Origin of the sequence: Methanoregula sp. (assembly GCA_026625165.1) — an archaeon.
Classification (GTDB): Archaea; Halobacteriota; Methanomicrobia; order Methanomicrobiales; family Methanospirillaceae; genus MVRE01.
On the sequence record CP112999.1, the window covers coordinates 75749 to 88819 of the forward strand.

A 13071-nucleotide genomic window follows, 5' to 3' on the forward strand; every position below is an offset into this window, starting at 1 on the left:
TAAAATTTTAAAAAAATATCACATCCCGGGACATATGCCTGTCAACGCTCTCATCACAGACAACAACCCCCCCATTTTATCCTCTTTCCCGCCAACCCTCCATCATCTCAGGTGCATCCCATGACCTCCATCACCATCCATGACGGCGCCGAATCGATTGGCGGCAACAAGATCCATGTTGAGGAGAAGGGCCGGGGCGTCTTTCTGGACTTTGGCAAGAACTTTGCAAAATCCGGTGCATTCTTCTCGGAATTTTTGAAGGAGCGACCGGGCAGGGGCCTCAACGATGCATTCTTCCTCGACCTTGTGCCAAAACTCAATATCTACCGGAAGGACCTGGGAACCACCGATCTTCCGCTCACCCGTTTTCCCTCTCCCTCCGTTGAAGCAGTACTCATCTCGCATGCCCATGTGGATCATTTCGGGAACATCGGGCTCTTAAACGAGAAAATCCCCATCATTGCAACACCGGTCAGCCTTGCCATTATGAAAGGGATGCAGGACACCTCCCCCACGGTCGGCTCCGATACGGTCTACTTCTCAAAAAAAGTACCCAATGATAAGAAAGGACTTCTCCTGATGACCGGTAAGGACTCTTACCGGGGCAGGAATTTTTACTGTACAGGAAAGCCGTCGGATGCCCTGCATAAATTTCTTGCATTGCGCCCCTCAGGAGAGAAAGCGCATAAGTCTCTCGTTCCCGGGATTCTTTCCTCGTATGACCAGCTCAACCTCCCGTTTGAGGTGAGGTCGTATGAAGTGGACCACTCAATCTACGGGGCCTGTGCCTACCTCCTCACCGGGCAGAACACCATCGCATATACCGGGGATTTCCGTCTCCACGGAAAGCATGGCGACAAGACACGGAAGTTTGTGGATGCGGCAAAGGAAGCATCCGTCCTCATCTGTGAAGGGACGACGGTGACACGGAAGAGTGCCTGCGATGCGAAAGGTCCCGTGTCCGAAGAATCGGTACGGGAAACCTGCCGGGCGGCAGCAGAGTCAGCCAAAGGGCTGGTGATTGCAGATTTCTCGCCCCGTAATTTCGAGCGGCTTGAATCATTCCTCTCGATTGCCGGAAAGACCGGGCGTGAACTCGTAGTCACGGCAAAGGATCTGTACCTGTTCCTGGCGCTCAGCTGCACTGATATGCCCTGCCCGAACGACCGGTTGAAGATCTATTATGAACTCAAGGACCGGAAGAATGCAAAATGGGAGACCGAAGTGGTGATGAAGCAGTGTCCGGACCAGTATATCGATGGTGCGGCAATTGCAAAGAACCCGGACAAATATATCCTGTGCTTCTCGTTCTTTGATATGAAAAATCTCCTCGACATAAAACCGGATGGCGGGACCTACATCTACTCGTCGTGCGAGGCCTTCTCCGAAGAGATGGAATTTGACTTCAAACGCCTTGCAGAGTGGCTCAAATATTTCAACTTCGATGTGAAGGGCTTTGGACTGTGTGCAGAGGGAGATGCAATAACCCCGGTGTTTGATTCTGCATTCCACGCTTCGGGGCATGCATCACCGGACGATATTACCCGGGCTATCGATACCATCGACCCGGACATCATCATCCCCGTCCACACAGAAAACCCTGCCTGGTTTGCGGAGAAGTGGGAAAAGACGCGGATCGTGCACAACGGTGAGCGTGTTGAGTTCTGAATCCACCTACATCACAATGACCGGCCGGTCGGTCTGGGCCCTGCTAAACGCATACTATGCAGTGCTCCGCGAGACCGCATTCCGGCCCACGCAGATCATCATCCTGTCCGAGACCGAGCACGCGGGTCAGATTCCGGTCGTGAAGAACGGGCTTAAAATTCTTTCAGACGGGTACAAGATCAACCCTCAAGTGGATGTGGAGCAGGTCCCGACCGGGGATTTCATCGAAGCGGGCAGGAAAATCTCCGCACGGATAAGGGCCGGTAAAGAACAGGGGAGCAGGGTTGCCATCGATATCACACCGGGCCGGAAAGCGCTGGTGGCCGGGGCGCTCATCCCGCTTGCCAGCCTTTCTGTGGATCACGTCTTCTACCTCCAGATCGCCTCCACAGACGATGCTGCAAAACCCTACATGATGATCCCGCTCGCGTCCCAGCAGCTCAAGGATCTTTGTGCCACATCCCCGCAGGTGGTACCATGACACAGGAAGAGCAGATCTTCATCCACGAACTCCCCCTGCTGCTCAATTACCTGGAATCCTCCCTGTCGGTGTCGTATCCCCTCTACGAATTCGACCTTTTTTCCGCGAGACCTGATGGCAATGTATACCTGCTTGGTGGTTTTGGGTCCCGCGAAATGTTCGAAGATGCCCGTGCATCATGTGGCACTACAGCACAGGAGATGCCGGCGTTCAATGACCTCCTGTCCTGCCTGATGAACAGCGGGATCCTTCCGTATGCCAACAGGGATGCATTTGAGGAAAAACTGCGCATGTACAACCAGCTGAAGAAAGGCGTGCGGTTCGGGCCTGATACGAATGTCTTTTACCATGGCCTGCCGCTCAATGCCGGCATCGACCCGGCAGCATTTCTGCTGGTTGATACGGTCAAAAACGAGATTGAGTCCTCGATGAATTACAAGTACTCCCCGAAACAGATCGCCGATTTTAAGCGCACCGCACGGTACCAGAAGCAGCTGCTGGACGAGCTGGTCAATGCCAGGACCAAGCGGGCGCGTCTGGCAGCCCACCTCGCACTCCCCCAGTTCAGAGCCATCCGGGACCGGGCCACTATGGTGCCCGCCCTGGAACCGTCATCGTCTGACAAAGAGGCAAACGATCTCATCATCGTCAGATCGCTCAAAGCATTTGAAAAGGAAAAGTTCGCCCTTCCGGTGATGCTGACTGCTGACCGGAACCTTGCAACGCTCTGCGATGCGGAGGGCGTTGAGCATTTCCTCTTTGAGATGCCTGCTGCCATCGGAAAACCCCACTGTACTCCGGCAGCATTTACGAACCTGCTGGCAACCCTCGCGGGAGTCCTGGGGTTCATCCAGTGCAACTCGGCCGTCATCTTCGGGGAGTACCGGGGAAAAGGCGGCAGGAGTGATGAACTGAAAGTACAGTTCCTCAACGAAACGCTTATTGAACCGTTCAGGAAGGATCTCACCATATGCCGGAAGCTGCAGGCACTCAACATCGCCATATAACCGCGGTCATCTTCGATATGGACAACACCCTGTTTGACTTTGTCGAAGCCAAGCTCATCTCGTGTGCGGCAGTCATTGCCTACCTGAATGTTCCCGTTGAACCCGTGGTGCTGCTCAGATATTTCCTCCGCCCGGCTCACGGGTTCGAGGACCATGAGAACATCCGGGACTTCCTCCGTGACAACGACTGCAACTCAGAGACCGCATTCGCCCGGTGCTGCGCCATTTACGATGAGGAGAAAGTCGCCGCGATCAGGCCCTACCCGCATGTTGCCGAGACGCTCTCGGCGCTCCGGTCCCGCGGGCTCAAACTGGCAGTTGTCACCGATGCCCACAACGGCAATGCGCTGAAGCGGCTGAGGAAAGCCGGGCTCGAAGAATTCTTTGATGCAATCATCACCATGGATATGCACGGGAAGGCAAAACCCTCGCCCGAGCCGTTCCTGCTTGTCATGAAGAAACTGGGAGTGGCTGCCAGCGAGACAATGCTTGTCGGAGACAGCATCCGCAGGGACATCCTGCCGGCAAAAGCGCTGGGGATTCTCACGGTGCATGCGGTATACGGGGACCGGAACTTCCATGAGGGGGAAAGGGATGGGGCGGATTTTGTTATTCACGGGATAAAGGATTTGATCGGAATAGTACAAGGATAAATTATCATGCCGGATAAAAAGTGTTATTACCAAAGATAATTTTTTAATTTTATTATTTTTACTATTAGTAATTATAATGCCGAAAAACAGTCCCACTTCCCGTCTTCAGGAACTACAGTCCGACCCGGCACCCTATCCTGCCCGTAATTAGGCCTGTTTGGTCTTTTTTCGGGGCACTATACGAACCCGGATACCCCGAACCGGCCGTAAATCTGGCGATTCGCAAATAATTATTCCTGTGTTTTGGCGAATTAGTCCTGAAAATGGCTTCCGGACAGGTCACCTTGGGAAACCTCTCCGACGGAGACGATGTGATCTCTTCTCTGAGGCTCTCAGGCTCTCTCTAAGTCTCCCTAGGTGTTTCATATTGGTTGATGGGTCTGACATCCGGAACCCTATCCGGATCCCCCAAATTACAACCCCAGTATCCCCCCCTTTCGGGCTGTAGTCCGGCCCGGCAACCTATCCTGCCCGCATTTAGGCCCATTTGGTCTTTTTTTGGGGCACGATACCGCCCCGGATACCATGAACCGGCTGCAAATCTGGCGGTTCGCAAATAATTATTCCTGTGTTTTGGCGAATTAGTCCTGAAAATGGCTTCCGGACAGGTCACCTTGGGAAACCTCTCCGACGGAGACGATCCGGGTCCCCCCTCCAAGGCCGATCCCTCCCGAAAAAGGGGTGTTGAAGGGGTGTTGAAAGTGCACCCGGTTGGCAGCTTTTACGCCGGGGCAGGTCCCGTCTCTCCTGCTCCTGCAGTCACCCCGCTCCCGGTTGTGGCAGGCGCAGGCCCCTTCTCCGGCAGGAGTACCGGGTTTCCGTCCCGGCCAATCTCCACAAGACCGGTACTTTTTACCCGGAAGTACCGCTTTGAATTTTGTTTGGTATACACCCAGAGCTCGCAGAGGATGGATTCCGAAACGGGAAACGAGCGGAGGAGGATGAGCCACTCCTGGCACTCCGCCTCAATCTCTTCTTTTGTGCACCGGATTTTTGTGACTCTTTTGATCCGGACAAAAACGAGGTGAACGGACGTGCGGATCATCAGGTCGCACATGCTCTCCGTCTCAGGACAAAACCTCATGACATCTCCTCTCGCTCGTGCAACCGGAAGCGCGTTGTCCAGTGCTTTTGTCATCGGCCGTCCTCTCGTCATGCCTCCTCCTCCTCTTCATCCTCCTCATCAGGTGATGTCCCTGACACTTTCCGTTTCACCTTGTATCTTAGCTTCACACCCCAGCCAATGATCTCGGTCTTGCGAACCGGAAGGTAGGGATCCAGCGGCACATGCCTCCGTGCCCATTCCAGTTCTTCATTCTCCTGTCCGTTCCCGGCCGCACCGGTGACAACCTGCCCCGGCCCGGCCATGTCTGTATCGTTCATCTCGATCGTTTCCATGATTGTATCATCTGAATTTTTTTCACCCGCTGTCCCGCGACACGAAAGCGGTTACACTCCCCATCGCAAAATTTCCAGAAAAGCCGGCCGCCCGGACACGGGGCCGCGTGGAGCCGTGGCTGTTATTCCGTATTAAATCCCGTTACGCTGGACGGGACCTGCGGTAGGTCAGCATCACGGCATCAGGGGGGCACCGTGCTCTAGAGAGCCGGCGGCCGACGTTGTATGGTAAAGATGAGCAGTTGCAGCGGTGCACGGACGCCCAAAGAAATATTCCCGTGCCCCCGGTTCAAAAGAATCTCAACAGATGGTACCATCATGGGCAGTCGAAGAGGACGTTCGCCCTCTTCTCCAGCCATGCTCTTCATCGACGGATCGAGCATGGCTCCCATCAACCCGCAGACAGACAGCATGGAAACATGGCAGAACCGGGCGATGCGGGCTGCAACCTTTGGTGCATACCCGATCTTCCGGATCCTCCTCGCCGTTCTGTTGCAGAAATCTTCGGTCATGTGTGGTAAAAGAAACAAAGATATGCGGGGTTAAATGCTCTGTGGTGGGTGCGAAAGATTTTGAAGTCATCCCGTGTCTGACAGGGCAATTGGGGTTTGAACCGGGCCCGGATATGTCAGACAACAGGCAGCCGCGATCCGGGTGCGGGAATTTTTTTAAAAAATCCGGTTTTATGGGGAGATTTGCAAGAAGTGTTGTGAGAGGTGCGGCAGTTTGATAAATTTTACAGGAATGAGCGAGGTGTCGTTATGAGATGACAATCTGGAGGTTACAGGAGTGTTCATTAAAATGAACATATGTTCATAATTTTAAACATTGTCAGATTGAAAAATGAAACGACCGATGATGCATTATCAGATCAATCTTTGACGATTCTGATTATCCGGTCAATGACTGCATTCAATGCCGGGTCTTTCAGGTGTCCTGTACGGTACTGGATAATCCGGCTGTCTGCGGTGAACAACCGGTTCGGCCGGACATTGCTGTCCTGCCTGAGCGATCCTTCACTGAAATCCTCTTCACCTATTGAGATGCTGTACTGATCCATCACCTGCCGGCTGGTTATCTGGCAGAGGATCATATCATCACCTTCGAGCGGAGCAATCACAAGAGCCGGCCGTTTCTTTGCTGCGCTGAGATTTGAGAAGGGAAAGAGGACAACGACGACGTCGCCTTTTACAAATTCGCCCATGCTTCGTCCTCCTCAGGGCGCAGCCAATCTTTCTTTAAGGAGGACTCGCTTGCGTACGCGGTTTCGTTCGCGGTCTTCTTTTGTACTGACCTGATGAAGTTAAGGATCTCACGATAGCGCTGTCGTGGTACCTGGTGCAGTTCCCTGATAATCTGTTCCTCAACTTTCATAGGCGTTCACAACCCTGTGCCGGGTTATTACTCAGTCCATTATTCCGGGTACGTAATCAGGTTATCTGTCAGGCCTGGTGCGAGAGCGGGGTTCCCGCCACTCGAGTGCCGCATGCTGGAGCTCAACAGACGTTGTGCTTTTTTTGAGATGGGAAAGCCCACCCGCCCATGTAAGGTGGAACTTCTTCTTTAATGGTTTTTTCTTCCGCTTCGCAAGCTTGTCGATATAGTGGATCGCTTCGCTCCTGAGATCGGGCGGGAGATTGTCAATCATGCGATGCACGCGTTCTGCGGATGTCATGAAGTTCTTCCGGGATATTTTTTCTGCGCCTGCATGAACCTGCACCGGATCGTACTTCTCATCATCGCCGGGGTCACACCATGCAAAATGCTTACAGTCCATACAGGTGCTGCGGACAGAACGCGGACAGCCGTCAGGATACGGGTCCGGCTTTTTGGAGGGATCATACTCCTTATTCTTCACCCGTTTCAAAGAGTGGTCTGGTTTAAGTTCATAGCTATACCGGCTATAACACCCTCCATAATCCATATTGAGCATACAATACCCTTCTACGGTGATGAACGACCATGTACGAACAGACGGGTACTCATCTTTGGTCTTTTGCATAGCTGCTTCGATTGTTTGTGTTTTTTTATTTCAATGGTTTTGTGGTCGGGTGGTAGTGGGCAGATTGAGAACTCTCTCAAGCCGCAACTGTAAAGGAATACTTGACAGTTCAAACCGGTATCGGATGTATGTGTCGTACCGTTATACGATCTTCTTGTCGCTAAAAAAGAGGTTTGTAAGCCTTACTTCCCTTTCTTCCCTGCCGCCCTCTTCTTAGGGGCTGCCTTGTTCACCCCTTTTGTCTCGCACGGCACGCACATCTCAAGTTTCTCGTCGACTATGCGGTACGCGTTTGCGAGCACCGACGAGTTCGCGATCATGCCTGACAGAAGGATCACTTCAAGGATCTCCTCGCGGGTCGCACCCATCTTGAGTGCCGCGACCATGTGGTAGCCGGTACAGTGCGGGCACTTGAGCGCTGCGCCAACCGCCATGCTGATCAGCTCCACGTACTTGGGGTCGAGCGGGCTCGTCTGTGCAACGGTCCCCTTGTAGAGCAGGTGGGAGATGAGCACCTCGGGCCGTTCCCCCATCCGCTTGAAGATGAGCGGGACCCGCCCGTAATCCTTCTCGATGTCCTTCATCCACTCTTCGGCAGTCGTCTCTGCCCCATGCCGGACGATCTGCGCCAGCTTCTCCTCAAACTGAACCTTGCTTGCTTTTCCCATTCATACCACCACGTTCGTCTCAGAGAACGGACGGATCCTTACAAGAATATAGTCCCGCATCCGTGACGGGCTCAGGTCGGACACGTCCCCGACCGTTATCCCGTCCTCGACCCCGATGCTTTTGATCGTTTCAGCAAACGAGTCGTACGGGAGTTTCACCCGCAGCCCGCTCATCTGGACAGTCAGCGGTGTCGGGGAGGTCACGGCATGGATCTCCGGCACATGCTCCTTGATCAGGTCCATGATGCGTGCAGGGGAGACCGAGAGCGGGTCCTTTGCAATGGAAACCCGCTTCTTCTCGAGCACTCTTGTGATCTCACTGACGATCTCATCGAGCTTGGTGAGCTCCTCGGTCTCCTTTGTCCGGTGCATGAACCTGCCCACGTTGCCGACATACCCGTCCACCGGCGGGTTGGTGATTCGCCCGAGCGCCTCCGCATCCGGCCCGCCGCAGAGCACGATCGGGACCTCAATTCCCCGGCGCAGGGCCGGCATCTTGTGCTCAATGCACTTCTCGAAGTTGCCCAGCACGTACACGGCGATGTCGTGCTCGTTTATCACATCCCGCTCCTCGTCGTTGAGCGCCGCAATCCGCTTGCCAACGCCCCGTGCAAGCCCGACCATGTTGCTCTTTGCCCCGAGCCTTCGTAAGTATTCGGCAATGTCGCAGGCAGGGTGCGGGAGGTGGTGGATCTCAAGGCTCGGGATCACAACCGCGATCTCGGTGCCCACGAGAGGCGAATCGATCACCTCGCCGCCGAGGGGTTTTGCTGCGGCCCGGAGGATATCCACGTCGTCCTTTGGCATGAAGCACAGGAGCACGACCTCGGATGCGATCACCTGTCTCTGGACAATGTATCCCCCGATATCCTCGATCAAGTCCACGATCTCGTTGTTCCGGTAGATGCCGCCCCGGTAGGTGATGGGGACAAGCATCATGGCGGCACCTCGCCCATTTTCGCAAACTTTTCCTGCACAATCGCGTCCACGTCCGCTTCGAGCGTGTCCTCGCTTGCAACAAACCAGAACCTGTCCTTAAAAAAGCGCTCGCGCCGGACCCGGAACCCCTCGGGGGCGATGCACCTGAGCGCGTAGATCAGGTCCTTGTACACCGACTCGCTGGGGTCTGCGACGACAATGTCCTCGACCTCCCCGGGTGTGATGGAGACGTCCCGCAGGATCACCGTGAACCTGTCCGCCTGCTCGACATGGTCCTGCCCGAACCTTTCCAAAAAAATCCTGAGCATAAGGGCGAGGTATGTCTCGTTTGCAAGGACGAGCGTGATCTTGCCTGCGAGCGGGTTGACCGCAGCAAAATCGCGGATCCGCACCAGGCTTGTGATCTTATGCAGCACGCCAACGGCGACAAAGATCGGGATGCCGGGGTCGACCCAGATGTGGAGCTTGAAGATTGCCCGGATCAGGTTATGGTCAAGCAGCACGTCGTTTGCGATCTGCTTGTAGTACTCACCCCCCAACGGTTCGGGGCATTCCACCTCGAAGTACTCAACCGTCTGCATCTAACCTTCCTTGACAAACCCGCTTGCGAGCAGCGCCGAGCCCACGGCACCGATATACTGGGAGTGGCGGGGCACCACGACCTTTACCTGCAGCAGCTCCCCCATCGCGTGCACCAGCCCCTCGATGAGAGATGTCCCGCCGACCATGATGACCGGTTCCTTGATGTCCACTTCCTGCAGCTGCTGCTCGAACACCTGTTCCGCAACGGAATGGCAGGCGGCGGCCGCGACATCCTCCCGGGTGCTGCCCGCGGCAAGGGCATTGACAAGGCTCTGGGTGCCAAAGACGATGCAGTAGCTGTTCATGGGCACGCGGTTGCCGGACCCTTTCATCGCGAGCGGGCCAAGCTCTGTGATGTCGACACCGAGCCGTTTTGCCGTCATCTCTAAAAACCTCCCGCTTGCGCCGGCACAGATCCCGCCCATCGTAAACGACCCCGGGATGCCGTCCTGCACGGAGATCGCCTTGTTGTCCATGCCGCCGATATCGATCACCGTTGCAGGGCCGTGCTGCCGGTCGGCTAGGTACACCGCACCCTTCGAGTTGACGGTCAGCTCCTCCTGGATAAGGTCGGCGCTGATATCCCTGCCGACGAGGAACCGGCCGTATCCCGTTGTGCCTACGGCCTCGATCTCGTCTCTTTTGACCCCTGCCTCGGCGAGCGCGTGGGCGACGACGTCCCGGGCGCTTCCTAAGACCTCTGTGGTGGGCTGCCAGCCCGTGCCGATGATCCGGTTGTCCTTCATGACCACCGCCTTTGTTGTCGATGACCCGGAATCAACGCCCAGCGTGAGCCCCTGCTGGGCTTCCCGGGCGAGCAGCGCCCTCCGGCGTGCGATTGTCGTGAGCGCCTCCATGCGGGTGAGCAGGGTCCCCGCCGTCGTCCGCTCCGTAAACGAGTAGCTGACGACCGGCAGCCGGGAATTGTTGCGGATATACCTGCGGAGCTCGTTTCTCACGATCGCCGCCTCGGCGCACCGGAAGCAGGTGGCAATGAAGATGGCGTCGGCGTCCACGCGCCCTTCGACAAGCGCTTTTGCCCGGGCAATCGCGAGCTTGAGGTCGGGGCTCCGCACCTCAAGGCCGAACTCTTCGAAGTTCTTAATGATGTCCTTTAACGCAATATCCGGGAAGAAGATCTCCCCGTTCACGGACTTTGCCGCCTCGTTGATCTCCTGCTGGACCCCGCTGTACTCAGGGCCGCACGAGAGCTGGGCGATCCGGACCGGTGATGTCATTTCCCGCCTCCCTGCTCAGCGAGGAACCGTTTGATCGCCGCGACGAACCGCACGCCCTCTTCCTCGGATTTGGGGTAGTTTAAGTCAAGGCGCGGGACTTTCTTTTCCCGCACAAGGTACTTGATCAGCTCGTTTGTCCGGGCGCAGCCCATGCAGCCGAATGCAAGGTCGGCTTCGCTGATGACGATCGCCGCGTCGCACGCCTCGATCATCGGGCCGTACAGCGCCATCCTGCCCCTGACCCCGCTGGGCACTTCGACGGCAGCCCACTTCAGCCCCTTCTTGGGCTCCTCCGGCGTGATCTGGAGGGGCACCGATTCGATGCCCGCGGTCTGGATCCGTTCGCGGATGGCGGTTGCAGACGAGAGCGGGGTGTGCCCGTACCGAGCGACAAGGTCGGAGAGTATCAGGCTCGTTGCGGGATAGATGAATATCTTTGCCATAGTCTTTCAGGGCTCCTGCGCTTCGATCAGCTTTTTGAGGGTGTAGATGTCCAGTTTCTTTGACTCCGCCGTGCTCTCCGGTGCCGGGACGCCCCCCGCATCACGGGCCCGGAGTTCAAAAAGCCCGTGCGAAACATACGGCAGGACGGTGGTCTCAAACTCGATCCCGTGGAAACCCGGCCGCGCCCCGCCAAGGTTTGCGCGGCACCTGCGGGGGTCCCCCGGGACAAACCCGCGGTCCTTGGTGAAGATATGGTCCGGATCAACGGCACGCAGTTTTTCGATCAGCCTGTCAACGACATCTTCTGCCCCGTTGATCAAAAGCCCAAAACAGGTCTCCTTGATCATGGCCCCCTCCGAGATCTCATACGCACGGATTGCCAGTTCCGCCGGTGTCAGTGTCGGCGACTCGACCAAGATATACCGGGTTACGCTCCCGGGGTTTTTGGGCACGTATTCCGTCAACGCCCGACCTCCCTGATGTACACAGTCTCCCGCTCCTTAAAATTTTTGAGTTTTCCGGTATCGGTCACGGTCCCGATGATATTGGTCCCTTCAAACGGCTCCGAGGTCGGGCCAAACTCCCGGTTTGCCGACAGCCGCACGCCGACCATCCCCGATCCCTTCCGGGAATCGTTTGTTATCGCAAGGGCTGCGGCAGGGACTTCGCCCGCCGGCAGGTTCTCCGGTATGATCCTGGTGTCGGCCGGGATCCCCGGTTTGAAGAGGAACACATCGTCAAACTTGAAGAACAGGGGCATCATGCCGGCATCATGGTCGGCTAGTCCAGTCAGCCTCCGGAATGTTGCGCAGCTTGCCGGTGCCGCCGCATCGTCAAGGACAATGTCCACGACCTTTGATTCCGGGGCGGTGACGACCGTTGCCGCTTTCTCGTTGAGCACGTCCAGCGTCGTCCCCGGTTCCTGGGAGACGACGATCCGGTCAGCGCCCCGGCTGTCCGCGTGCAGGGTAAACCCGCGGTCCCGTGCGATCTCCTCGGCCCGGGGAAGGGGAACACCGAGAAGGTCGATACGGGCCGGCCGGACGGTGACGCTCAATGTATCCCCGTCCTTTGCGAGCTTTACAAGCTCGATCCCGTGCACCACGTGCCCGACGACACTGTGCGCCGGGCTGCTCTGCACGTCGGAGCGGTAGATGTACACCCCTCCTGAAGAAGGCCCGGAGTTGCGCACCGTGACCGTCCCTTCGCGCCGCGGGTGCCGGTTCTCTGCTGGCACGTCAACTCCGGCATGCGTAGCGTCAAGGATGTGGGTGCTTGTCGCACGGCTGACGGCAAAGGTCCCACTTTCCTGAGCAAAGAGCAGGTGTTCGACGCTCCCGGCAGCTTCGGTCGTGATCTTTTCGGGGCTGTATCCATGTGCGGTCACATCGACCCGTGTGACGACCTGCATCCCCTCTTCAGGCACAAGGTCAAAGTCCGTTGTCGTGAACGACCGGCTCGTGTCCGCCCAGCTGATCACCGGTTCGACTTTTATGATCCGGTCGCCGGTCGACCAGCGGTCAAGGACCGCCCGGCCGCTCACCACGCTCCCGATGACCCCGCCGCTCTCATCTGCGCCGTGATCGGCAGAATGGCGGATCTTTGAAAAGACCAGGTACGAGCGCTGCGGGTCGTACCCCCCGCACCCGAGAATTACGTCCCCGCGCTCGTACAGGGCCTGCCTGCGCTCCGGACGGATGGCGGAGGGAAACGGACCGAACGCGGCAGCGTACCGGTCCTGCCAGTGCAGAAGGAGCCGGTCTGTTATGTCCCCTGCGCCAGAAAATGCCGTCCCCTTCCCCGCGACCTCAACTGTGATCTCGCCGGCTGTGGTGCTGATCGCGAGGCTGTTTGTGGCGGCCTGCTCCTGTGCCGCGGGACGGATTACCGCAACGCAGCAACCCGGGGGTACCGCCGGTAGAATATCCTTAAGCCGGCTTTGCCCATCGACGTCCAGCCTCCTGCCGTCGATGAGGATGGTGACCATGGCC

General features: G+C 56.8%; 17 protein-coding genes. 4 read left to right on the top strand and 13 right to left on the bottom strand.

The window, feature by feature from the left end:
• Nucleotides 1-120: 120 nt before the first annotated feature.
• Genes OS112_00450 through OS112_00465 form a run of 4 tightly spaced genes read left to right on the top strand, consistent with a single transcriptional unit; the run spans nucleotide 121 to nucleotide 3809 of the window.
• Complete coding sequence (locus tag OS112_00450; GenBank protein WAC05129.1) at nucleotides 121-1668, top strand: MBL fold metallo-hydrolase; 1548 nt, start codon at nucleotides 121-123, stop codon at nucleotides 1666-1668.
• Nucleotides 1658-2149, top strand: a complete 492-nt coding sequence (locus tag OS112_00455; GenBank protein ID WAC05130.1) for a hypothetical protein — start codon at nucleotides 1658-1660, stop codon at nucleotides 2147-2149. Before OS112_00450 ends, OS112_00455 begins: the two co-directional genes overlap by 11 nt.
• Nucleotides 2146-3156: a PIN domain-containing protein gene (locus OS112_00460; protein ID WAC05131.1), complete on the top strand. Its 1011-nt coding sequence runs from the start codon at nucleotides 2146-2148 to the stop codon at nucleotides 3154-3156. The genes OS112_00455 and OS112_00460 overlap by 4 nt, the downstream gene beginning before the upstream one ends.
• The gene (locus tag OS112_00465) at nucleotides 3120-3809 is read left to right on the top strand and encodes an HAD family hydrolase (protein ID WAC05132.1); all 690 of its coding nucleotides are present in this window, start codon (nucleotides 3120-3122) and stop codon (nucleotides 3807-3809) included. Before OS112_00460 ends, OS112_00465 begins: the two co-directional genes overlap by 37 nt.
• 721 nt (nucleotides 3810-4530) lie before the next feature.
• On the opposite strand, the gene OS112_00470 is transcribed toward OS112_00465, so the two are convergent.
• From OS112_00470 to OS112_00530, 13 genes are all read right to left on the bottom strand, one after another.
• Nucleotides 4531-4965: a hypothetical protein gene (locus OS112_00470; GenBank protein ID WAC05133.1), complete on the bottom strand. Its 435-nt coding sequence runs from the start codon at nucleotides 4963-4965 to the stop codon at nucleotides 4531-4533.
• Nucleotides 4962-5207: a hypothetical protein gene (locus tag OS112_00475; GenBank protein WAC05134.1), complete on the bottom strand. Its 246-nt coding sequence runs from the start codon at nucleotides 5205-5207 to the stop codon at nucleotides 4962-4964. The genes OS112_00470 and OS112_00475 overlap by 4 nt, the downstream gene beginning before the upstream one ends.
• A 200-nt stretch (nucleotides 5208-5407) precedes the next feature.
• On the bottom strand, nucleotides 5408-5719 hold the full coding sequence (locus OS112_00480; GenBank protein WAC05135.1) for a hypothetical protein: 312 nt from the start codon (nucleotides 5717-5719) through the stop codon (nucleotides 5408-5410).
• A 359-nt stretch (nucleotides 5720-6078) separates the two neighbouring features.
• A complete protein-coding gene (locus OS112_00485; protein WAC05136.1) occupies nucleotides 6079-6411 on the bottom strand; it encodes a type II toxin-antitoxin system PemK/MazF family toxin in 333 nt (110 codons plus the stop codon).
• Nucleotides 6396-6581, bottom strand: coding sequence for a hypothetical protein (locus OS112_00490; protein ID WAC05137.1), 186 nt, complete (start codon nucleotides 6579-6581; stop codon nucleotides 6396-6398). Before OS112_00490 ends, OS112_00485 begins: the two co-directional genes overlap by 16 nt.
• A 61-nt stretch (nucleotides 6582-6642) precedes the next feature.
• On the bottom strand, nucleotides 6643-7209 hold the full coding sequence (locus OS112_00495) for a DUF2281 domain-containing protein (GenBank protein ID WAC05138.1): 567 nt from the start codon (nucleotides 7207-7209) through the stop codon (nucleotides 6643-6645).
• A gap of 182 nt (nucleotides 7210-7391) precedes the next feature.
• The gene (locus tag OS112_00500) at nucleotides 7392-7877 is read right to left on the bottom strand and encodes a carboxymuconolactone decarboxylase family protein (GenBank protein ID WAC05139.1); all 486 of its coding nucleotides are present in this window, start codon (nucleotides 7875-7877) and stop codon (nucleotides 7392-7394) included.
• Nucleotides 7878-8816, bottom strand: coding sequence for a methanogenesis marker 7 protein (locus OS112_00505; protein ID WAC05140.1), 939 nt, complete (start codon nucleotides 8814-8816; stop codon nucleotides 7878-7880).
• Nucleotides 8813-9397 carry a methanogenesis marker 17 protein gene (locus OS112_00510; protein ID WAC05141.1) on the bottom strand — a complete coding sequence of 195 codons (585 nt, stop codon included), beginning with the start codon at nucleotides 9395-9397 and terminating at the stop codon, nucleotides 8813-8815. The genes OS112_00505 and OS112_00510 overlap by 4 nt, the downstream gene beginning before the upstream one ends.
• Nucleotides 9398-10636, bottom strand: a complete 1239-nt coding sequence (locus tag OS112_00515) for a methanogenesis marker 15 protein (GenBank protein ID WAC05142.1) — start codon at nucleotides 10634-10636, stop codon at nucleotides 9398-9400. It lies immediately after the preceding gene.
• Nucleotides 10633-11079 carry a methanogenesis marker 5 protein gene (locus OS112_00520; GenBank protein ID WAC05143.1) on the bottom strand — a complete coding sequence of 149 codons (447 nt, stop codon included), beginning with the start codon at nucleotides 11077-11079 and terminating at the stop codon, nucleotides 10633-10635. The genes OS112_00515 and OS112_00520 overlap by 4 nt, the downstream gene beginning before the upstream one ends.
• Before the next feature lie 6 nt (nucleotides 11080-11085).
• The gene (locus tag OS112_00525) at nucleotides 11086-11544 is read right to left on the bottom strand and encodes a methanogenesis marker 6 protein (GenBank protein WAC05144.1); all 459 of its coding nucleotides are present in this window, start codon (nucleotides 11542-11544) and stop codon (nucleotides 11086-11088) included.
• Nucleotides 11541-13067 (bottom strand): methanogenesis marker 3 protein, encoded by a 1527-nt coding sequence (locus OS112_00530; GenBank protein WAC05145.1) that lies wholly within the window; start codon nucleotides 13065-13067, stop codon nucleotides 11541-11543. Before OS112_00530 ends, OS112_00525 begins: the two co-directional genes overlap by 4 nt.
• Nucleotides 13068-13071 lie beyond the last annotated feature (4 nt).